Here is a 19,731-nt window from a genome sequence, read left to right as displayed (position 1 = left end):
CCCCCGGGCCACCGCGAAACTATCCGGATCGGGCGAAGCGTTCAACCGGAGCGCACGCCCGGTCAAGGCGCGCCGTCGTCCGCGGGCCCGAGCAGGGGGTCGGAGGCGGGTTCCGGCAGGTGGGCGGCGGTGGGGCCGGAGAGCGCTCCGCGGCCGCGGCGGCCGTCCCTCAAAGGGGCGAGGACGAGGGCGCAGAGGTCGGCGAGGCCCGCGGAGTCGGGATGCCGGGAGTCGAGCAGGTCGATGGTGAGCAGCCCCAGATGCTGCGGCGGGAGGTCGCGTCTCAGCAGTTCCCGGACGGTGTCGGCCCCGGCCGTCTCCAGCAGCCGCAGGAACTGGTCGGTGAGGGTGAGCACATGCTCCGCGGGCGTCAGCGTGTCGGGATCGACGAGTCTGCGGCGCACCAGGGAGGTGAGGACGGACGGGGCGAGCCAGGGATCTTCGCGCAAGGAGAGCAGCAGAGAGGGGCCGTCGGCGAGCGCGTCGATGAGCGTGTCCAGCAGGAGGAGCATGCGTGAGCGGAAGGGGCTCGACCGTGCTGCCTCGACGAGGGCGGGCACGTCGTCGTCGTGCGCGGCCAGCCACCCGCGGATCTCGATGCGCGCCGCGTCGGCCGGATAGTGCTCGGCGACGGTCCCGAGCAGTTCCGCGGGCCGCGCGGCGCGCAGTTCCCCGAGGAGCCCGCACTCGCGGCCTTCGGCGAGCAGCGTCGCGCGCACCTCCGCCGCGGCGAGCGGGGTGAGCGACACGGCGGGTGGATGGGCGGAGTCCCGCTCGGTTCCCCTGCGGCCCCTGCCCTGCTCGGGAAGGAGCGGTCCGCGCAGTTCCAAGGCTCCGAGGTCGCCCAGCGCCTGGAGGGTGAGCGAGAGGTCCTGGTCCATGGCGGCGCGCCAGAGGAGGCGCTGGTCTCCGTCGACCTTGGCGAGGTCGAAGGGCTTGGTGCAGTAGTTCCACATCTTGTCCTGGAGTTCTCGGCCGGGCACCGTGCCGGGCAGCCCGTACAGCGCGGCAAGGAGTGCCGGGACCGCGGCGGCGAAGTCCGCGCGAAGGAGGGAGCCGGAGGCGCAGAACCGATCCCCGAGGTGAGGGACGGCGGCGAAGGCGCGCCGCCACAAGGAGAGCGGGTCGGCGAGCACGGAAGAAGCCCTGGCGACGTTGGAGAGCCGCCCCGCGTGCACCCGGATGATCCGTGCCTTGCGCGCCCAGGCGATGAGCAGCGGCAGGTCGCCCATGTCGCCGTTCCCGTTGCCGTTCTCCAGCAGCCGCACCAGGGCTCGGGCCTCTACCGGGGGCACCTCGCCGCGCGCGGTCAGCGGGCGCCCCTCGGCGCCCACCCAGGCCGCGAGCGCCGACAGCCGCCGCACGACCGGGGAGCGCTCGGCGGCCTCGCGCAGCTCTTCGGCGGACGGCGGGACGCACGGCGGAGGGGCCGCCGCCCGCCGCAGGGGCGTCGGCGCGCGTTCGGCGAGCCGGATCAGCAGATCCCGGTCATGCGGGATCCGGCCGGACGAGACACCGGATTTCAATCGTTCCAGGGCGAGGCCGTCGATGAGGGGGATGCCGTTCCTCGCCGCGGTGAGCTTCCAGTACTTGGTGACGCTGTAGCGCTCCTGGTCGCGGACCGCCGCGGTGAACTCGGGGACGGCGCGGACCGCGGCGTCCTCGGCCTCCGCGAGGCCGCCCGCGCGGGGATCGCGCAGGCCCGCGGCGTCGAGGTAGCGCAGCAGGGTCCGCAGCGCCTCGGGCACGCAGGCGAGGTCCTCGGGTTCGGCCGCGACGCGCTCCGGCACCCATTCCAGGAGGAACCGCCGGACCTCGGCGGGCCGCCAGAAGCCCAGCCTGCCGTCGGGGCACTCGTGCCGGAACTGGAGCGCGGCGTCGACGGCGTCGGGCACGAGGCGGACGCCCCGCTCCTCGGCCCAGGTCCGGCACCGTCGGACGATCAGCTCGCGGACGGCCCGGTACTCCTCTTCCTCTTCGGTGCCGAAGCAAGTACGCATGCCTCGAAGTTACCGACGGCCCCGCGAACGTCACGCAATTTCCCTGAACTGGGATCGCTGATCGCGAAGGCTCGACGCCTATATGTCGCCGCATGCCATGACCTGGTAAGACATGGGCGAAATGGCATGTTTGTGTGATCTACCGGGAGGCCGCGGCATTGAGCGGGGGTGTCCCCTGGTGTATTACCGAATTAAGAGATATGTCGGAATCTCTGGTCCTGTACAGGATCGAAGAGATCAACGCCACGAGCCGTCCCCGTCGCCTTCGTCCGCGGCCTCTGGATGCCGCCGGGTAGCCGGCACCGCTGGGAGGCGGCCGCCCTTCTTGTCAGGCACCGCGACGAGCCCGCCCGGGTGCTTCGGGCTTCGGAGGAGGAGGCTCGGCTTGTGGTCCTTTCCCGGCTGTCCGGAGTGTCGTGATAAAGCCAGTCTTTCGTTTGCTCTTTCTGGTTGTTCGTGGCTTTTCGAAGTGATTCTTGGTTAATTCGAGCGATGCGCTAGGGAATATACCGTCACCAGCCCTGGGTGTGCTGACCTGGATGTTCGTCGTCCGCTATGGCTACCTGGTTGACCGAATCTCCCGAATTGGTAGGTAACCGCTGTCCGGGTGCCGTGTCCGGGGGCGGTCGTTCGGGCCGGGGGCGGGCGTGGTCGAATGGAGGGGGCTGGAAAGGGGCCGGGAAAGCGCGATGGGCGATATCGAGAGGCACGGCGAGGAGCCGGACGTGCGGTTCACGTTCGCCAACGAGCGGACGTTCCTGGCATGGAGCCGGACCGGACTGGCGCTGGTCGTCGCGGGGCTGGCGATCGCCCAGCTCCTGCCGCCCTTCCCGGGGGTGCCCTGGGGGCGCCACCTGCTGGCCCTTCCGCTGATCGCGCTCGGCGGAGCCATCTCCGTCGCGGGATATCTGGAGTGGGGCCGCAACCAGCGCGCGCTGAGGCGCGGCGAGCCCTTGCCGCCGTCCGCGCTGCCCAAGCTGCTCGCCGGGACCATCACCGCGGTGGCCTTCCTCGCGGCCGCGCTCGTCGCCGCGTCCGTCATCCTCGAGTTCTGAGCCGTGGACCCCGAAGGACGCGATCCCGGGCTCGCCGGGGAGCGGACGGAGCTGGCGTGGCTGCGCAGCGCGATCTCCCTGGCGGCCCTCGGCGCGGCGAGCATGCGCGCGGCGCCGCTGCCGGGCCTGCTGATCCTGCTCATGTCGGTGGGCGTCTGGTGGGTCAGCCGGACGGTGCGCGGGCCGGAGCGCAGGCCCGGCGACCCGCGCCGCGCGCGCATGATCACCCTGGCCGGAGTGGTCGTGGCGGTCGCCGCGCTGGTGATCGTTCTGTGAAGGGCCCTGGCGCGCGCAACCGACTTGGTTAGACTGCCCGGCGTGTTGCGCCTGGGGTTTATCGTCGGTTTTGTCCTTTTGCTCGGTTCGGGCGCGGGGCCGGCCGCCGCCGCGCCGGAACCGCCGGGCCGCACCGAGCTGGTGGCCGAGGCACTGGCCGAGGAGCCGGTGCAGGTCACCGACGCCGAGGCCCGCCTCTTCGATCCCGAGGCCCTCCGCGCGGACATCAAGACGGCTCTGGACCCGCTCGGGATGCCGTACTACGTCGTCGTGGAGCCCCAGAACATGTTCTTCGACGAATACACGCGCCCCGAGGACTTGATCCCGATCCTGCACGACAGGCTCGGCGAAGACGGGCTCTACGTCGTCACCGACACCTCCGGCGGCGGGACGGCCCAGGCGTTCGGCTCAGCGCTCCCCGCCGACGACGCTTGGAGGGCGGCAAGGCGGGAACTCACCTACGGCACGCCGCTGATCGAGCAGCTCGTCCGCTTCACCGAGATGCTCTCCGCACCCGACCCCGTCGCCCGCGTCTCGGCGGCGACCAGGGCCCCCGAGCCCGTGTACGCGAGCGACGAGCGCGACCGCGTGGAGATGACGGCGCTGGGCGTCGGCGCCGTCGTGGGCGCGCTCCTGCTCGGCATCCCGCTCCTGCTGAACCTGGTGCTGAAGCCCAGGAGGGCGCGGCGGCGCGGCCCGGCGGCCCAGAGCTCCGCACCCGCCCCCCGCAGGCCCGCCGCGGCGGCCCGCAAGGGGAAGCCGGCGGCCAGGGGAAAGACAGCCGTCAAGGGAAAGAAGGGTCGCCGATGAGCGGCACAGGGACCACCGCGTCCGGTAGGCCCGCACGGCGCCGGGCGGCCGCGCTCGCCGCGGTGGTCTTCGCGCTGCTGCCCCTCGCCCCCGCGTCCGCGGAAGGGGACGTCCCTCCGTACGCCACCGCGCGCTGGGAGCGGATCGCGGAGGCGCTGCGCAAGGACCCGCTGTTCGTCGACACCGACCTCGCCGACGCCGTCACCGGTCCGATGCGCCGGGATCTGCGGGCGCAGCTGAAGTCCGCCGCGGCGGCGCTCCAGGCGGACGTCTACTTCTTCGCGGTGCCCAACTCCACCGAGAGCGAGTCGGACGGCAGCGCGGACCTCCTGATCGAGGGCGTGTACGACGAGCTCCGCAAGGACGGCCTGTACCTGACGGTCGACGCGGACGGCGACCTCGGCGGCCGGGACTTCGGGATACCCCGCGACTTCAGTTACCGGGCCGTCCGCTACGAGAACGAGCACTCCGCCTCGTACGAGACGCCGTTCGCCGATCTGCTGCCCAGGGTGCAGGCGACCCTTGCCGAGGCGGTCGCGCTGCCCGCGGGCGAGCCCCGCACTTACACGGGGCCGCCCGACATCCCGTCCTTCACCGAGGAGGAGTCCGAACCCGAGGCCGCGATCTGGGGGCCGTTCTTCGCCGGGCTGCTCCTCGTCGGGCCGTTGCTCGTCGGCGCCATCGCGGCGGTGTGGGGCCTGGTCCTGGGCGTCAAGGCGGGCGCCTCCCGCGCGTCGTGGCGGGCGAAGCCGAGCCTGCGCTACCTCAGGGCGACCTCGCGCCGCGAACTGCGGCTCCTCGCCGAACGCCTGGACAAGGCCGGCGACACCACCGGGACGGGCACTGCGATGCGCGCCTACGACGCGGCGCTGCTCGTCGCCGACGAGGCCCGGAGAGGCAGCGATCCCGCCGCGGAGGCGCTCGACCTCGTCGGCGTCATCGTCCTCTCCCGCCAGGGAGCGCTGGCGCTGGCCGAGGACCTCTCCCGGGGGCCGGTCTTCTGCCAGGTCAACCCGCTGCACGGCCTCGGGACCAAGGCCCGGACGAGCGCGAACGCCGGCCACCCTCCGGGCCAGGTGTGCGCCCTCTGCGCCGGTCTGTCCCCGAAGAACGTGCGGGCGACGATCCTGCGCGTCCCCGACGGCCGCCCCTACCCCGACGTCGAAAGCCTGTGGAGCAAGGGCTTCGGAGGCCGTCCCGACCTCGCCGCACGAGTACTGGAGTCCCTCGGTGTCCGCTGAACCGTCCCCCGGCGAGAAGATCGTCACCGCGCTGCGCCGCTCGCCCCTCTACGTCGACCCCGCCTACGCGTCCGCGCTTCCCGAGGCGGACCGGGCGCGGGTCCTGGAGGCGGCGGAGAAGGCGCCCTTCGACTTCTGGATCATCCTGGTGCCGCTGGTCGCCGGGGGAACCTGGAGCGAGCCCGAGGACCTGATCTCGGTCGTGCACGACAGGCTGAAGCGCGACGGCGTCTACCTGGTGCCGGAGTCGTCCGGGACGCGGTTCGAGGGCCGCAGGTTCGGCGGCACCCGGGACGAGCGGACCGACGCCCTCTACGGCGCCTCCGTGGTCGGCTTCCTGGACGAGTACGACAACGCCACCCTGGCGGACCGCCTCCTCAAGACCATCGAGATCATCGCGGGAGGAAACGCCCAGGCCGAGTACGAGAAGGCGACCGCGTACCTGCACGAGGAGCCCAACCCCGTCGCCAAGCTCGCGCAAGACGAGACCGGCCGGACCTCGCCCGTCCGCGTCACCGCCATCGGCCTCGGCGCGGCCGCCGTGGCGGGCCTCGCGGTGTGGCGCTGGAAGCGGACGCGCGGTCCCGCGCCGCGGGACGCCCACCCCCTCGTGCTCTCCAGGGCGACGCTGGAGGCGGCCCGCAACGCGGACGAGAAGGGCCTGCGCAAGCAGGCCGCCGCCTCGGTGGTCGCGCTAGGGGAACTCGTCGAAGCCACCGAGGTGCCTTCGGACGACGCCCGCGCGCAGGAGCTCATCGCTCACGCCCTGGACGCCTACCAGGCGGCCGGCAAGGTGCTCGACGACGCGAAGGGCGTCCCCGACCTCGCCGGCGTGCTCGTCCTCGTGGACGCGGGAAGCGACGCGATCGCGGCGGTCCGGGCGCGCCGGAAGGGCGGCCGGGAAGCACCGCCGAGCCCGCTGTGCTTCTTCAACCCGCTGCACGGCGACGCCACCGCCGAGGTGACGTGGCGGCGCATAGGCACGCGCGACTCCATCAAGGTGCGGGCCTGCCAGGCGTGCGCGAAGGCGGTCCGCGACCACCGCACGCCCGAGGCGCTGCTGGACACGTCGGGAGACAGGCCGCTGCCTTACTACGCCGGAGACTCGCTGTGGTCGCGCACCGGCTACGGCCAGTTCGGCGAGGGCGGGTCGGCCGACGGGAGCGGCGCCGGCCTGGTCGCGATCGTCCTGCGGGGCGGCCACCGCGCCTGACCCGCGCCCTTCCGTGATCTTGTCCTGGCCGGGTGAATAAAGATCGCCGCCGGTGGCTATGGAAGGACACACGGTGCGTCTCCGGGGGAGGGGCGGGCCGGCACGGGGGAACGCATGGTGCTCGCACGCGCGCTCGGCGCGGCCATCGGGCTGCCCGCGAGGATCGGGCGGTTTCCGGCGGACGCCGTCAAGGGGTCGCTCTCGGTCGTGCGCCTCGTGTCCGCGGCTTCCGCCGACCGCGAGGTGCACGGACCGGCCGACGGCCACCGCCACATCGCGGTGAAGGGCGAGGGCGGCGAGAAGTTCGCCGCCGACCTGGAAGAGGCGCTCACCGCGGTCGACGGGGTGTCGCGCGCGGAGGTCAACGGGATCCTCGGCCATGTCCTCGTCGTCCACGAGGGCGTGGCGGACGACGACCTCATCGCGATCGTCGACGAGGTCGAGCGCGCGCACGGCCTTGAGGACGAACCTCATCTGCGCGCGGTCCACCCCGGGGAGGTCGGCTCCCTCGTCTCCGAGACCGTGCACGCGGGGGCCAACCTCGCGGGCTGGGGCGTCGCCGCGGTGGCCGCCGCGCTGCGCGTGGCCTACCTCCCGTCCGCGGTCTCCGCGGTCCTGGGGCTGACCGACGTGAACCCGCCGCTGCGCGCGGCGCTGGAGCGGACGGTCGGCAAACAGGCCGCCGACACCTGCTTCTCGGCGGGGCTGCTGGCCAGCCAGGTGCTCGCCGCCCAGCCCGTCGGGCTGCTGCTGTCGTTCGCGCGGCGCGCCTCGCACGTCGCGGAGCTGCGCGCGAGGCGCGAGGTCTGGCACCGCAGGGCCGCCGACCTCGTGGTGCCGGGCGCCTACCGGGCCGAGCCGCTGGAGCGCGCGCCGAGGCCCATGCCGCTGCCCGAGGGCCCCGTGGAGACCGTGCAGCGCTGGAGCGGGCCGCTCTCGGTCACCGTGACCGCCGGGGTGTGGGCGTTCACGCGGGACGCGGGCCGCGCCCAGGGCGTGCTGGTCGGGGGCGTGCCGAAGGCGGCGCGGCTGGGGCGCGAGGCCTTCTGCGGCCAGCTCTCGCGCGCCCTGGCCGAACGCGACGCGCTCGTCATGGACACCGCGTTCCTGCGCCGCCTCGACCGGGTGGACCGGGTCCTCCTCGACGCCGCCGCGCTGCGCACCGGCCGGATGATCATCGACGAGGTGGTGCCGGTCTCGGCCGAGCACGGCCCCGAGGCGCTCTACGCCCGCGCCCACACCCTCGCCGACCTGGCCAGGCCGCGGGCGGTCGCCCGCGCCGACGGATGGCTCCTGAGCCCGCTCAGCCGCGGCTCGACCCTGTTCGAGGGAGACTCCGCGGAGGAATCGGCGATCGCCGAGCGGCTCGCGGTCCTGCGCCGCCGCGGCGCCCTCGTCCTGCTGCTGGAGCACCGCGACGCGCCAGCCGCGCTGGTCTCGGTGGTGCCCGAGCTGCACTCCACGGCGGAGGCGCTCGTGGCCGCCTCGCGCAAGGCGGGGCTCGTCCTCATCACCGGTGACGGCCGGGGTCTGGAGCACCGCCTGAGGGTGGACGGCTTCCGCGCCGGCCGGCCCGCCGAGGCCGTCCGGGCGCTCCAGGCCGACGCTCACGTGGTAGCGCTGGTCTCGCCCGGCGACCGGGCGGCGCTGTCGGCGGCCGACGTCGGGATCGGCGTCCTCACCGGGGAAGCGCCGCCGTGGGGCGCGGACGTGCTCTGCGGCCCGGGACTGGAGACGGCTTGCCTGCTTCTGGACTCCGTGCCCGCCGCGCACGACAACAGCCGCCGTAGCGCGCGCACGGCCAAGCTCGGCTCCCTGACCGCGATGCTGCTCTCGGCGGCGGGCCCGGCCGCGACCGCCGACCGGCGTGCCCAGCTCGCCGTCGACCTGTCGGGGTTCTCCGCGTTCGCGCAGGGCTCCTGGGCGGGGCTCGGGTTCTCCCGCCTGCCGCGCCCCCTGTCGGTGGACCGCACCCCGTGGCACTCCTGGCCCGCCGACGAGGTCCTCGACCACCTGGACTCCGCGGTCACCGGGCTCACCGGCGAGGAGGCCGCGAAGCGCCGCGCGGGCGAAGGCCACGAGAGCCCGCACGAGCACGGGTTGAGCAGGCTCGTCATGGAGGAGCTGGACAACCCGCTGACCCCCGCCCTGGCGCTGGGCGCGGGCGTCTCCGCCGTCGTCGGCTCGGTCACGGACGCGACGCTCATCGCCGTCGTCCTGACCACGAACGCCTTCCTGTCCGGCCTCCAGCGCCTCGGCGCCGACCGGGCGCTGCGCGGCCTGGTGGACCGCAGCGCCGTCCGGGTCAGGATCGCCCGGCCCGACGGGGAGCACGCGGCCGTCGGCGAGGACCTGGTGCCGGGGGACGTCATCCGGTTCACCGCGGGCGACTCGGTGCCCGCGGACTGCCGCCTGCTCAGCGCCGACAACCTGGAGATGGACGAGTCGAGCCTGACGGGCGAGTCGCAGCTCGTCGAGAAGGAGGCCGAGCCCAGCTTCTCGCCTCTGGTCGCCGAGCGGCACTCGATGCTCTACCAGGGGACGGTCGTCGCCGCGGGCGAGGCCGTGGGCGTCGTCGTGGCCACGGGGTCGTCCACGGAGGTCGGACGGACGGCGCACCTGGCGGGTGCGGAGTACCGCGAGACGGGGGTGGAGAGGCGGCTGCGCGAGCTGACCCGCGTCACCCTGCCCGTCTCGCTGGCCGCCGGGCTCTCCCTCCTCGGCTCGAACCTCCTGCGCGGCCAGCCGTTCGGCAGGGCGCTCGGCTCCGCCGTGAGCCTCGCCGTCGCCGCGGTCCCCGAGGGGCTGCCCTTCGTCGCGACGGCCGCCGAGCTGGCCACGGCGCGCAGGCTGACGCGCCGGGGAGCCCTCGTGCGCAACCCCGCCACGATCGAGGCGCTCGGCCGGGTCGACGTGCTGTGCTTCGACAAGACGGGCACGCTCACCGAAGGCAGGCTGCGGCTCAGGGTGGTGTCCGACGGCGTCGACTCCGCGGAGGTGGAGGACCTCCCGGACCGGCTGGTGGAGGTCGTCGCCGTGGCGATGCGGGCGGGCCCCGAGCTGAACGGCGAGCGGCCTCCGCACCCGACGGACAGGGCCGTCATGTACGCGGTCGACGAACTCGGCCTCGGCGCCCGCATGGAGCGCTGGGAGCGCCTGGACGAGCTGCCTTTCGAGCCGGCCCGCGGCTACCACGCGGTCCTGGGGTCCTCCTCCACCGGCAGGTGGCTGAGCGTCAAGGGCGCGCCGGAACTCGTCCTGGACAAGTGCGCGACCTGGCAGCGCGACGGGGAGGGCCGCCCCTTCGACGCCGTCGCGCGCGCACGGGTGGCCGAGGAGATCGAGGCGCTGGCGCGGCGCGGCTTCCGGGTCCTCGCGGTGGCCGATCGCGCGGCCCCGGAGAGGCTGCTCACCGAGGAGGACGTGAAGGACCTCGTGTTCCTCGGCCTCCTGTGCATCGCCGACCCGGTCCGTCCGACGGCCGCGGCGGCCGTGGCCCGCCTGCGCACCGCGGGCGTCGGCATCATCATGATCACCGGCGACCATCCGAGCACCGCCGAGGCGATCGCCGCGGACCTGGGCATCCTGGACGGCCGGGTCATGACGGGCGCCGACATCGACGCGCTCAGTGACGCCGACCTCGGCAAGGCCCTGTCGGACGTGTCGGTCTTCGCCCGGATGACCCCGGCGCAGAAGGCCAGGACGGTCGGGGCGCTGCACACGCTCGGCAAGGTCGTGGCGGTCACCGGAGACGGCGCCAACGACGCGCCCGCGATCCGGCTCGCCGACGTCGGGATCGCGCTCGGCGAGCGGGCCTCGCCCGCGGCCCGCGAGTCCGCCGACGTGGTGATCACCGACAACCGCATCGAGACGATCACCGAGGCGATCGCCGACTGCCGCGCGATGTGGCGCTCGACCCGCGACGCGCTGGCCGTGCTGCTCGGCGGCAACCTGGGCGAGATCGGCTTCACCGTCGGCGTGGGCGTGCTGGTGGGCGCCAGCCCGCTCAACGTCCGCCAGCTCCTGCTGGTCAACATGCTGACCGACCTGCTGCCCGCGATCGCCCTCGCGGTCCGCCCGCCGCACCGGGTCACCAAGGCCGACCTGCTCGCCGAGGGTCCGGAGCGGTCGCTGGGCGTGGCGCTGACGCACGACATCGCGGTGCGCGGGGTGACCACCGCGGCGGCGGCCTCCGCGGCCTTCATGCTCGGCCACTCGGGAGGCTCGCGCCTCCAGGCGTCCACGACGGGACTCGTGGCGCTGGTGGCGACCCAGCTGTTCCAGACGATCGCCGCGGGCGGCAGGGATCCGCTGGTGTTCGCCTCGGGCGTGTTCTCGCTGACGGTCCTGGCCGCGGTCGTGCAGATCCCCGGGCTCAGCCACTTCTTCGGCTGCCGCCCGCTGCTCCCCCAAGGCTGGCTGATCGCCTACGCGGCGGCGGCGACGGCCGCGGCGACCGCCTTCGTCCTCACCCGGATCCCGATCCCGGACGCCTCGTCGGGCATTCCGGCGCGCCTGCGCGAGGTCCTCCCGGCGGTGTTGCCCAAGGCGGTCCGGACCAGGCTCGCGGCCTTCGCGGTGCTCTTCACCCCGTGAAGGCCGAAGGCCCCGGACGCCGGCCGGGGGAGCGGCGGCGGACGGGGCCTTCGGGGTCCTGCTGGGCTAGAGCACCTTGGACAGGAACGCGCGGGTGCGCTCCTGCTTGGGCCCGGCCAGGATCTCGCGCGGCCTGCCGGACTCGACGACGACGCCGCCGTCGAGGAAGACCAGCGAGTCGGCGACCTCCCGGGCGAAGCCGATCTCGTGCGTGACCACGAGCATCGTCATGCCGTCGGCGGCCAGGTCGCGCATGACGTCGAGGACCTCGCCGACGAGCTCGGGGTCGAGCGCCGAGGTCGGCTCGTCGAAGAGCATCAGGCTCGGCTCCATCGCCAGCGCGCGGGCGATCGCCACGCGCTGCTGCTGGCCGCCGGAGAGCTGGGCGGGGTAGGCGTCGCCCCGCGCGGCGAGCCCGACGCGGTCCAGCAGGCGCAGGGCGCGCTCGCGGGCCGCGGCCTTGGACTCGCGCTTCACCCGGACGGGCGCCTCCATGACGTTCTGGAGCGCCGTCATGTGCGGGAAGAGGTTGAAGCGCTGGAAGACCATGCCGATCTCCCGCCGCTGCGCCGCGACCTCCTTCTCCTTCAGCTCGTAGAGCTTCCCGTCCTTCTCCTTGTAGCCGATGAGGTGGCCGTTCACCTCCAGCCGGCCCGCGTCGACCCGCTCCAGGTGGTTGACGCACCGCAGGAACGTCGACTTGCCGGAGCCGGAAGGGCCGATGATGCAGGAGACCTCACCGGGGGCGACCTCAAGGTCGATCCCGGCGAGGACCTTGTGGTCGCCGTAGTACTTGCAGACGCCCTGCGCCCGCACGAGCGGCGCCCTGCGCGCGACGGGGATGTCGCCGGTCATCGCTGGACCCCCTTGGAGTAGCGCTTCTCCAGGAAGCGCTGGAGCACCGTGGCGATGGTGGTCAGCACCAGGTACCAGAGGGAGACCGTGAGCAGCAGCTCCACGATCATCAGGTTGTTGGTGTAGATCCGCACCGCCGACTGGAGCAGCTCGCCGTACTGGATCGCGTAAGCCAGCGAGCTGGTCTTGAGCATGCTGACGAACTGGTTGCCCGTCGGCGGCACGATGACCCGCATCGCCTGCGGCAGGATGATCCGCCGCATCATCTGGCCGCGGGACAGGCCGAGCGCCTGGGAGGCCTCGGTCTGTCCCTTGTCGACCGAGGAGATCCCGGCCCGGACGATCTCCGCCATGTAGGCGCCCTCGTTGATGCCGAGACCGAGCAGGGCCGCGACGAACGGGGTGATGAGGGAGTTCGTCTCCCAGCTTCCGACGCCCGGGATCGTCACCGTGTCCACGACGAGCGACAGGTTGTACCAGAGCAGGAGCTGGACCAGCACCGGGGTGCCGCGGAACAGCCACACGTAGACCATCGAGACGGCGCGGACCTCGAGGAAGCGGGATCCGGCCATCACCGCGGCGACCACGCCGAGGACGATGCCGAGCGCCTGCGCGAGCACGCTGATGAGCAGGGTGTTGCCGAGGCCCTTCAGCACGTTGTCGGCGGTGAGGAACTCCGTGGTGACCGAGTAGTCGATGTCGGCGCCCATGAAGGCGCGGACGACGAGCGCGGTGCCGACGGCGATGATCGCCAGGAAGATCCAGCGGCTGTGGTGGCGGACCGGGACCGCCTTGATCATGTCCTCTTTCACGTGCCCGCGTTGACCTCGGCCTCGGTGACGGCGCCGGCCGGGATCTCCCACTTCTCGATCAGCTTGCCGTACTCGCCGTTGTCGATGATCGCGGCGAGCGCCTTCTGGATGGCGTCGCGGAGGGCGGTGTCGTCCTTGGAGACCGCGATGCCGAGCGGGCCCGCCTCGATCTGCTCTCCGACGACCTCGTACGCGCCGCCGGACTCGCGGGCGTTGTAGGTGGCGACGGGGTAGTCCTGGAGGCCCGCGACGGCGCGGCCCTGCTTGATCTGGAGCATCGCCTCGGTCTCTCGGTCGAACGAGAGGATGTCGATCTTGGCGCCGCCGTCGGCCTCGCACTTCGCGCTCTGGTCCTGGGCGTAGCCCTCCTGGGTGGTGCCGCGCTGGACCGCGATGGTCTTGCCGCACAGGTCGGCGAGCGTCGCCAGGCCCTCGGGGTTGCCCTTCTTGACGAGCATCATGGCGCCGGCCACGTAGTAGTCGACGAAGTCGACCTCCGCCTGCCGCTCCTTGGTGTCCGACATGCCGGAGATGGCGACGTCGAAGCGGTTCGACTTCAGCGAGGTGATGAGGCCGTCGAAGGACGCCGACTGGAACTCGAACGTCACGCCGAGCTGCTCGCCGAGCTTGTCGGCCAGCTCCTTGTCGAAGCCGAGGACCGTCTCGCCGTCGGTGTCGAAGTACTCGAGCGGCGCGTAGGCGATGTCGGAGCCGACGACGATCTTGCCCGCCTTCTGCTGCTCGGCCGGCAGTTCGGCGAACAGCGGCGCGGCCGAGCCCGCGGCCTCGGGGCTCGCGGTCTCCTCCGAGGAGTCGCCGCAGGCCGCGACGGACCCGGCGACGAGGGCTGTCGCGGCGGCAGCGCCGAAGAGGCGTCGGGAGAAGAGGTTCATGTGGGGCTTCCTTCGAGAACGGGGGAGGGAGGGCGGGTGGGGAGCTCTCTAGCGCGGGTACAGCTCGCGGCGTCCGGTGGCGACCTTGGCGAGGGAGTCGGGCCGGACGGTGACGCCCGTGCCGGGGCCGTCGGGCACGGCGATGTGCCCGTCCTCCAGCACGAAGGGCTCGGTGAGGTCCTCGGCGTAGTAGCGGGCCGAGGCGGAGGTGTCGCCGGGCAGGACGAAGCCGGGCAGCGCGGCGAGGGCGAGGTTCGCCGAGCGGCCCACGCCGGTCTCCAGCATTCCGCCGCACCAGACGGGCACGCCGCCCGCGACCGCGAGGTCGTGGATCCGGCGGGCCTCCAGGTAGCCGCCGACCCGCGCCGGCTTGATGTTGATCACGCGGCACGCGCCGTAGGCGAGCGCGGTGGCGGCGTCCCGGGCGGAGGTGATCGACTCGTCGAGGCAGATCGGCGTGCGGATGAGCTTGGACAGCTCGGCGTGGCCGCGCAGCTCGTCCTCCTCCAGGGGCTGCTCGATGAGCAGGAGGCCGTAGTCGTCGAGCCGGCGCAGGTGCTCGGCGTCGGTCAGGGAGTACGCGCAGTTGGCGTCCACCTGGAGCAGCAGGTCGTCGCCGAAGGTCTCGCGCACCGCGCGGACCGCCTCGACGTCCCAGCCCGGCTCGATCTTCAGCTTGATCCGCAGGTAGCCGTCGGCGAGGTAGCCCTCGACGGCGGCGAGCAGCTCGGAGATCGAGTCCATGATCCCGACGGAGACGCCGGACGGGACCCGGTCCTTGACCGACCCGAGGTGGGTCGCGAACGACATCCCGTAGGAGCGCAGTTCCGCGTCCAGAAGGGCGGTCTCCAGTACGGCCTTCGCCAGGCGGTGCCCCTTGACGGGCTCCAGGGCGGGGCCGACCTTGGCGGCCGTGACGCCGTCGCCCAGGGCGGCGACGCGGGGGATCAGGTGGTCGCGCAGGGCGAGTTCGGCGGAGGCGTTGAACTCCGAGCAGTACAGCGGGTCGGGGTCGCCCGCGAACTCCGCCCAGCCTTCGCCCTCGTCGGTGGTGACGCGCAGCAGGAAGGTCGAGCGGACGGTGTCGGTGCCGAACGAGGTGCGGAAGGCGCCGACCAGAGGGACCTCGATGGAGATCAGTTCGACGTTCTCGATCCTCACGGGGTCTCCTCGGGGGTCAGGTGGTACCAGCCGTCGCGCGAGATAGACACGGCGGACAGGCCTTCGGCGGAGAGGAACACCTCGCGGACCGCGCGCCGCCAGGCCAGGGCCTGGGCGGTGTCGGCGGCGCGGATCGCGAGGATGTCCTCGGGGACGCGGCACCAGAGGTCGGTGCCGCGGCGGGCGAGGTAGGGCAGGCCGTCGGGGCCAAGGTCGGGCTCGGGCTCCGGCCGCTCGACGGGATCGGCGGCGTGGCCGGGGCGGAACGCGTCGAGCCGCCAGCGGACGGTGAGCCTGTCGGACTCGTCCCCGGCGTTGAACCCGTCGTTCATGGGCCCGTAGAAGTCGACGGTGTACTCCGGGGCGGTCGCGCCGAGCTTCACCAGGTTGAACCAGGCGTTGCGGCGGATCAGCGGGTCGAACGTCCAGGTGATCGTCCGCGCGCCGCGCTCCATGGCCCAGGCGCGCTGGGCGAGCTTGAGGGCGTACCCGACCCCTCCGCCGGTGCGGTGGGCCCCGGCGATCAGCGAGTAGGCGTCGCGTGCCTCGGGCGGGCCCCAGATCGCGGCGCCGGCGCCGATCATGCTCTGCGGGCCGTAGGCCGCGTGGATCGCGCCGCCCGCGTGGGCGGCCGAGCGCAGGACGTCGGTCGGCAGGGGGTCCTCGCCCGGAGGGGTCTCCCAGATCTCCGCGAGCAGCCGCGCGACGGCGCGCAGCCGAGCAGGGTCCTCGACCGCCTCCACGCGCACCCCGGCGGCGCCGGCGGCGGCGTCCGCCTGCCGGTGCGCGAGATCGGAAGCTGATGGGTTGAGCACGGTTCCACTCTCGTCAACCCGGTGGCAAGGCTGCTTTAGCCGATCGGCCAAAGGTGACAAAAGTGGTTTATGGGATAGGCCAAACCTTGCATACCCTGGCCGCTGTGCCCGCCTCGACCCTGAACCACCTGGTAGAAGCGCTGGGCGCGGACCCGATCAGCCTCGTGACCGCCCCGCGCGGCCCTGAGACACCGGTGTCCGGAACGCTGCTCTACGAGCCCCGCGCCCCGCTGCCCCGCATGGACGGGGCGCTCCTGCTCGCCGTCGGCGTCCCGCCCTCGGAGGGCGCGGCGCTGCTGGCGGACGCCTCCCGGGCGGGCCTCGCGGGAATCGTGGTCAAACGGTACGGGGCCTCCCTGGGCGAGCTCGCCAGGGCCGCCGAAGGCGCCGGGCTCAGCCTGCTGTGCGCCGACGACGAGGTCTCCTGGCAGCAGCTCGACGCCCTGATCAGCTCGGCCCTCACCGCGGTGGCCGCGCCCCGCGGGCGCGCGCCCGCGGGCCCGCACGCCGGGGACCTGTTCTCGCTCGCCAACGCGATCGCGGGCGCGGTCGGCGGCGCGACCGCCATCGAGGACCCCTACCAGCGCATCCTCGCCTACTCGACGCTGCGGGGGCAGCCGATCGACGAGGAGCGCCGCCAGGGCATCCTCGGCCTCCACGTCCCCTATCTGGAGACCAACGTCCCCCAGTACCGGGACCTCGCCCGATCCCACAGGGCGATGCGCTTCCCGTCCGGCATGGGCGGCCTGTCCAGGCTGGCGGTCGCGGTCCGCGCCGGAGGCGAGCTGCTGGGCTCCCTCTGGGTGGTCGACGCCGGAGACGACCTCGGCGAAGACGCCCTCAGGGCGCTGGAAGACGCCGGGCGGATAGCGGCGCTCCACCTTCTGCGGGCGAGGACGTCCCACGACCTCGCCCGCCGCCAGCGCGGCGACCTCCTGCACAGGCTGCTCGAAGATCCCGACAGCGCCCCCATCGTCGCCCCCCAGCTCGGCCTGCCCCTGGACGCCCCGGCCGTCGTCGCCGCCTTCCACGTGAACGCCGCGGGCTATGACGAGTCGTGGATCGCCCGGGCGTCGCTCCAGCTGATCGACCTCGTGAGCCTGCACTGCGAGGCCCACTTCGGCAGGCACGGATGCGCCCTTCTCGACGGCGTCGTCTACGCGCTCCTGCCCGGGGAGGCGCGGCGGGACTTCGTCGCCGACGTCACCGCGCGGGCGGAACGGGCACTCCAGCTACCCGTGAAGGCCGCCCTGGGCTCCGTCGTGCCCCGTCTGGAGCGCGCCTCGGCCTCGCGCCGCGACGCCGACACCGTGCTGCGGGTCCTCGCCGGGGAAGACTGCGCGGTCGCCACGATCGACGAGATCCGCCCGACCGTCACCCTCATGGACCTCGGCCACGCGCTCCCGGCCGTCCCGCGCCTCGCCGAAGGCGCGGGACCGGCCGTCCGGGCCCACGACGCGGCCCACAAGACGACGTACGCGGAGACCTTCCTCGCCTACTTCGAGGCGGACGGCGACATCCGCGCCGCCGCCGAGGCCCTCACCGTCCACCCCAACACCCTCCGCTACCGCCTCACCCGCGCCGCGGAGCTGTTCGGCCTCGACCTCGCCGACCCCGACACCCGCCTCGTCCTCTGGCTCCAGCTGCGCCTGAGCCGCTAGGGATCGCGGGTGAGGCGGGGCTCGCGGGCGGCCGGCCGCGAGAAGCACCGCGCCTCTCGCGGCGCTGTGTCAGGTGACCGATTTCGGGGTTTTTGGTGTCCCGTGTCGGAAGTCCCGGGCGGGTGAGGCGTTTGTCCCGGGCGTCCGGGCAGACCGGTACTCCGTGCTCAGGCGCGAGGTGATTCGTATGACGGATGCTGTTCACGGGTCGAAGGGAGACCGTGAACATGGACGGCTGGAGTGCGCCGGGCTACACCACCATCGAGACCCTCGGCGAGGGCGCGCACGGACGCGTCGTCGCCGCGGTCCGCGAACGGGACCGCCGCCCGGTCGCGGTCAAGTACCTGAGCGACGCCGCCCGGCGCGACGCCTTCGCCAGCGAGGCCCGGCACCTCGCCGCCGTGCGCTCCCGGAACGTCGTCCGGCTCGTCGAGTACGTCGAGGACGGCGCCGGTGCCGCCCTCGTCATGGACCACGCGCCCGGCCGCCCCCTGAAGGACCTCCTCGACGAGACCGGCCCCCTCGCCCCCGAAGCCGCCCTCCTGGTCTTCCAGGGCGTCCTGCGGGCGCTGGAGGCCGTCCACCGCGCCGGAATCGTGCACCGCGACCTCAAGCCCGGCAACCTCCTCGTCGGCCCCAAGGGCGAGATCACCCTCATCGACTTCGGCATCGCCGTCGCCGAGGGCACCGAGACCGACCCGATAGGCACCCCCGCGTACATGCCGCCCGAGCAGTGGCAGGCCCTTCCCGCCGCTCCCGCCTGGGACCTCTACGCCGCCACCGCGGTCTTCTACGAGTGCCTCACCGGCGAGCGCCCCTACCCGGCCCGCTACATCGCCGAACTGGCCGCCCAGCACCTCTACAGCCCCGTCCCCGACTCCGGCGACCCCCACCTCCAGCCGCTGATCGCGGCCGGCCTCGCCAAGGACCCCGACGCCCGCGTCCACTCCGCCCCGGCCCTCCTGCGCGCCGTCGACCTCCTGGCCCGGCGCCTCTACGGCCTCCGCTGGTCCCGTCGCACCCGCCCCCACTTCACTCCGGCCCCGTTCGTCCTGGCCGCGTGAACGGCGGCGGGCGAAGAACCCTCTAGCAAGCAAGCACTTACTGGCCTAGGGTGCTCGGCATGACCGAGACTTTGGTGCCCGGGAGGGTCGGCGGCTTCGAGGGCGCGCTGGCGCGGTACCCGGAGCGCGCGCGGGTGTTCGTGGAAGCGCTGGGTTGGGGGGACCCGGTCGCGGACGCGGTCGTCGCGGACCTCGTCGCGCAGGGCCGCGGGCCCGGGATGCGGCGGATCCGCAAGGCGCTGGCCGAGGGGATCGACGCGGTGCAGGACGCGCCGGAATCCGTGGTGGCACTGTTCGCCGAGATCGACGCGGAGCCCGAATGGCTGGACCGCGACCTCCTGGCCGTGGCCTCGCACGCCTACTGCCGGCACCCCGTCGCCGTCCTGACGGCGCTCGGCACCGCCTCACTCGTCGGGAGCTACGTCAACGGCGCGGCCGTCGAGCCGCTCGCGCTCACCCGGCGGTTCACCGACCGGGGCGCGGTCCGGGCGTTCGAGACCGCCTCGTGGCTGTGGGCCACCGCCCGTCCGGGCGGCCTCGAGCGGTTCGCGCCCGGGGTGGCCGCGACGGTCCGGGTGCGGCTGATCCACGCGTTCGTCCGCCACCACATCCTCAACGGACTCCCCGACGGCACCTGGGACTCGGCCGAGCTCGGCCACCCGATCAACCAGGCCGACTCCGCCTACACGCTCATCGAGTTCAGCCTCATCCCGCTGCGCGTCATGGGGCGCTTCGGCATCCCGCACACCCCGCGGGAACGCTCCGCGATCTACCACCTTTTCCGGTACGTCGGACACCTCATGGGCGTCGACCCGAGGATCCTGCCCGCGACCGAACCCGACTTCGTGGAACTCGAGGAGATCTACCACCTGACCGGCGCGGAACCCAGCGCCTACAGCCGCGAACTCGTCGCCGAACTCCTCGACGTGATCATGCCCGACAACCTCGCCACCCAGGCGGGCCCGCTGGCGCCCGCGATGCGGCGGACCGCCCGGCCCATGGTGCACGGCCTCGCCCGCACCTTCGCCGGAGACCCGATCGCCGACCGGCTCGGCGTACGGCGCAACGCCTGGCGGCACCTGCCCGCGCTGCTGGCGCCCCCGGTGCGCGCGGTCAACGCCTTGCAGCAGGTCGTTCCCGGCGCGATGGACCGCAAGCTCCGTCGCGCCCTCACCTTCATCGACACCACGTCGGCCGCGACCGCCGCCCGTCTGGGCGTCGGCCACGACCTCGTGGACGCGTCGACCGGGCACCCCGCCGCCGGCCCCCCGGAGTGACG

The 19,731-nt window shown here is 73.3% G+C and carries 15 protein-coding genes; 9 read left to right on the top strand and 6 right to left on the bottom strand.

Features of this window, described 5'->3' with window-relative positions; genetic code table 11:
- Positions 1-62 precede the first annotated feature (62 nt).
- A complete protein-coding gene (locus ACYVOM_RS03385; protein ID WP_460301705.1) occupies positions 63-2,000 on the bottom strand; it encodes a hypothetical protein in 1,938 nt (645 codons plus the stop codon).
- Positions 2,001-2,689: 689 nt separating this feature from the next.
- Here ACYVOM_RS03385 and ACYVOM_RS03380 point away from each other — a divergent pair.
- From ACYVOM_RS03380 to ACYVOM_RS03355, 6 genes are all read left to right on the top strand, one after another.
- Complete coding sequence (locus ACYVOM_RS03380; RefSeq protein ID WP_460301704.1) at positions 2,690-3,055, top strand: YidH family protein; 366 nt, start codon at positions 2,690-2,692, stop codon at positions 3,053-3,055.
- A 3-nt stretch (positions 3,056-3,058) separates the two neighbouring features.
- The gene (locus ACYVOM_RS03375; protein WP_460301703.1) at positions 3,059-3,331 is read left to right on the top strand and encodes a DUF202 domain-containing protein; all 273 of its coding nucleotides are present in this window, start codon (positions 3,059-3,061) and stop codon (positions 3,329-3,331) included.
- A gap of 78 nt (positions 3,332-3,409) precedes the next feature.
- Positions 3,410-4,141, top strand: coding sequence for a hypothetical protein (locus ACYVOM_RS03370; RefSeq protein WP_460301702.1), 732 nt, complete (start codon positions 3,410-3,412; stop codon positions 4,139-4,141).
- Complete coding sequence (locus ACYVOM_RS03365; RefSeq protein WP_460301701.1) at positions 4,138-5,382, top strand: hypothetical protein; 1,245 nt, start codon at positions 4,138-4,140, stop codon at positions 5,380-5,382. Before ACYVOM_RS03370 ends, ACYVOM_RS03365 begins: the two co-directional genes overlap by 4 nt.
- Positions 5,372-6,595 (top strand): hypothetical protein, encoded by a 1,224-nt coding sequence (locus ACYVOM_RS03360; protein ID WP_460301700.1) that lies wholly within the window; start codon positions 5,372-5,374, stop codon positions 6,593-6,595. The genes ACYVOM_RS03365 and ACYVOM_RS03360 overlap by 11 nt, the downstream gene beginning before the upstream one ends.
- Positions 6,596-6,709: 114 nt before the next feature.
- Positions 6,710-11,191 (top strand): cation-translocating P-type ATPase, encoded by a 4,482-nt coding sequence (locus tag ACYVOM_RS03355; protein ID WP_460301699.1) that lies wholly within the window; start codon positions 6,710-6,712, stop codon positions 11,189-11,191.
- A gap of 66 nt (positions 11,192-11,257) precedes the next feature.
- Here the strand turns inward: ACYVOM_RS03355 and ACYVOM_RS03350 are convergent, their stop codons facing one another.
- From ACYVOM_RS03350 to ACYVOM_RS03330, 5 genes are read right to left on the bottom strand one after another with little or no spacing between them, the layout of a single operon-like run.
- Positions 11,258-12,046 (bottom strand): amino acid ABC transporter ATP-binding protein, encoded by a 789-nt coding sequence (locus ACYVOM_RS03350; protein ID WP_460301698.1) that lies wholly within the window; start codon positions 12,044-12,046, stop codon positions 11,258-11,260.
- Positions 12,043-12,846 (bottom strand): amino acid ABC transporter permease, encoded by an 804-nt coding sequence (locus ACYVOM_RS03345; RefSeq protein ID WP_460301697.1) that lies wholly within the window; start codon positions 12,844-12,846, stop codon positions 12,043-12,045. The genes ACYVOM_RS03350 and ACYVOM_RS03345 overlap by 4 nt, the downstream gene beginning before the upstream one ends.
- A gap of 8 nt (positions 12,847-12,854) precedes the next feature.
- Positions 12,855-13,751 (bottom strand): ABC transporter substrate-binding protein, encoded by an 897-nt coding sequence (locus ACYVOM_RS03340; RefSeq protein WP_460301696.1) that lies wholly within the window; start codon positions 13,749-13,751, stop codon positions 12,855-12,857.
- A gap of 48 nt (positions 13,752-13,799) precedes the next feature.
- On the bottom strand, positions 13,800-14,912 hold the full coding sequence (gene menC / locus ACYVOM_RS03335; protein ID WP_460301695.1) for an o-succinylbenzoate synthase: 1,113 nt from the start codon (positions 14,910-14,912) through the stop codon (positions 13,800-13,802).
- Entirely contained in the window at positions 14,909-15,727 is an 819-nt protein-coding gene (locus ACYVOM_RS03330; RefSeq protein ID WP_460301694.1) for a GNAT family N-acetyltransferase, read from the bottom strand. The genes menC and ACYVOM_RS03330 overlap by 4 nt, the downstream gene beginning before the upstream one ends.
- A 104-nt stretch (positions 15,728-15,831) precedes the next feature.
- On the opposite strand from ACYVOM_RS03330, the gene ACYVOM_RS03325 reads away from it, so the two are divergent.
- From ACYVOM_RS03325 to ACYVOM_RS03315, 3 genes are all read left to right on the top strand, one after another.
- Positions 15,832-17,388: a PucR family transcriptional regulator gene (locus tag ACYVOM_RS03325; protein ID WP_460301693.1), complete on the top strand. Its 1,557-nt coding sequence runs from the start codon at positions 15,832-15,834 to the stop codon at positions 17,386-17,388.
- Between the two features lie 227 nt (positions 17,389-17,615).
- Positions 17,616-18,452 (top strand): serine/threonine-protein kinase, encoded by an 837-nt coding sequence (locus tag ACYVOM_RS03320; RefSeq protein ID WP_460301692.1) that lies wholly within the window; start codon positions 17,616-17,618, stop codon positions 18,450-18,452.
- A 59-nt stretch (positions 18,453-18,511) separates the two neighbouring features.
- Positions 18,512-19,729, top strand: a complete 1,218-nt coding sequence (locus tag ACYVOM_RS03315; RefSeq protein WP_460301691.1) for an oxygenase MpaB family protein — start codon at positions 18,512-18,514, stop codon at positions 19,727-19,729.
- Positions 19,730-19,731: the final 2 nt, after the last annotated feature.

It is taken from the genome of Actinocorallia aurea (assembly GCF_054783995.1).
This window is presented reverse-complemented; position numbering and strand designations above follow the sequence as displayed.